At 67.2% G+C, this 2,114-nt stretch carries 1 protein-coding gene; it reads left to right on the forward strand.

Going from position 1 to position 2,114, the window contains the following annotated elements:
* Window positions 1-33: 33 nt before the first annotated feature.
* Window positions 34-2,114, forward strand: a 2,081-nt coding sequence (locus AB0I53_RS49495) for an AMP-binding protein (protein WP_358618173.1), incomplete at its 3' end; no start/stop codon positions are given.

The following is a 2,114-nucleotide window of genomic DNA, read 5'->3' on the forward strand; positions in this document are numbered from 1 at the left end:
GTGCTCTCGGGTAGTGAACGGGTGTTGGTGCTGGTGTTGCACCATATCGCCGCGGATGGGTGGTCGTTGGAGCCGTTGTGGCGGGATTTCGCTGACGCTTATGCTGCCCGGCGGGATGGTGGTGCGCCGGTGTGGGAGTCGTTGCCGGTGCAGTACGCGGATTACACTCTGTGGCAGCGGGATCTTCTTGGGGACGAGGGTGATCCGGAAAGTGTTGTTTCCCAACAACTTGGCTTTTGGCAACGGGAATTGGCCGGTGCTCCGGAACAACTCCAACTGCCCACCGACCGACCGCATCCGACGGTTGCGTCGCACCGTGGCGAGACATTGGTCGTCGAATGGTCACCAGACCTCCACGCCCGATTGCGCCACGTGGCGAGGGCTTGCGACGCAAGCTTGTTCATGGTGCTGCACGCCGGATTGGCTGCACTGCTGACCAGGCTCAACGTCGGCGAGGACGTGGTGATCGGCTCCGTCGTCGCAGGCCGTACCGACGAGGCGTTGGACGATCTCGTCGGATTCTTCGTCAACACCCTCGTGCTCCGGGTGGACACCTCCGGCGATCCCACCTTCCGCGAACTCGTCCGCCGCGTCCGGGACACCGACCTGGCGGCGTACGAGAACCAGGACGTTCCCTTCGAGCATCTCGTCGACGTGCTCAAGCCGACCAGGACATTGACCCACCACCCGCTGTTCCAGGTGATGCTCACGCAGCAGAACGCGCCGCGCACCGAGTTGAGCCTCCCCGGCGCGTGCGGTCGACTGTTGCCGGTGAATGTCGGCGCGGCCCGGGTGGATTTGCTTGTCAGCGTCGACGAAGGCGTGCACTTCGAAAGCAGCCGGACGGGTCTCGCGCTGACGGTCGAGTACAACACCGACATCTTCGACCGATCCACTGTGGAGTCCCTGCTGTCCCGGTTCCGCAGGCAGCTGGAGACCGCGGTCGATGAGCTCGATCGGAGCATCGGCAGCTTCGACGTGGTGGATGCCGCCGAACGGCGCCGACTGTTGACCTCGTGGAACGACGCGGCGATCCCACTGCCGTCGTCGCTGGTGCTGCCGGACCTGTTCGAGCAGCAGGTGGCGCGAACGCCGGACGCGGTGGCGCTGGTGTTCGAAGGTGCGGAGTTGACCTATCGGGACCTGAATGCGCGCTCGAACCAGCTCGCCCGGCATCTGGTCGAGCTGGGCGTGGGACCTGAACAGGTGGTGGGGCTGGCCATACCCCGCTCGGTGGAGATGGTGGTCGCGGTCCTCGCCGTGTTGAAGGCCGGTGGCGCCTACCTGCCGATCGACCCGGCATATCCGGCCAATCGGATCGAGTTCATGCTCGCCGACGCCCGGCCTGCGGTGGTGTTGACGTCCTCGGCGGTGCGCGCCGCGCTGCCGAGGACCGACGCGACTTGCCTGCTGGTCGACGACCTGGTGGGCCAGGGGCGTTCGATGGAGAACGTCGCGGACTCCGAGCGAGCGGCGCCGCTGCTGCCGCTGCACCCCGCCTACGTGATCTACACGTCCGGTTCGACCGGCGTGCCGAAGGGAGTCGTCGGCCTGCACGCGGGTCTTGCGAACCGCTGGCAGTGGTTCAGCGAGCGGTATCCGCAGTGGCGGTCGTCAACGGTCCTCGCGCGGAGCTCGCTGAGTTTCCTGGACAGCGCCACCGAACTGCTCGGCACGATGTTGCACGGGGGCAAGGTCGTGCTGGCCGGGGACGACGTCCTGCGGGATCCCAGCGGCCTGGTGCGCCTGGTCGCGGAGCACGGGGTCGAGCGGGTGACGGTGGTGCCGAGCTTGCTGCGGGTGCTGCTGGACGACGCCTACTCCAGGTCGTTGGCGTCCGTCCGATGTTGGGTTACCAGCGGTGAAGCCCTGCCCCGCGCTCTCGTCGAGCGCCATGCGGAAGTCCTGCCGGATTCGCTGCTGTTCAACCTGTACGGCTCCTCCGAGGCCAGCGCGGACAGCTTGTTCTGGGAAGCCGGGGACGGCCCGGTCCGGGTCGGCCGCCCGGTCGCGAACACCCGGGTCTACGTGCTGGACGGCCGCATGCGCCTGGTGCCACCGGGCGTGGTGGGGGAGTTGTACGTCGCGGGCGTGGGCTTGGCGCGGGGGTATTG

This window comes from Saccharopolyspora sp. NPDC050389, from assembly GCF_040655595.1.
Lineage (GTDB): Bacteria > Actinomycetota > Actinomycetes > Mycobacteriales > Pseudonocardiaceae > Saccharopolyspora.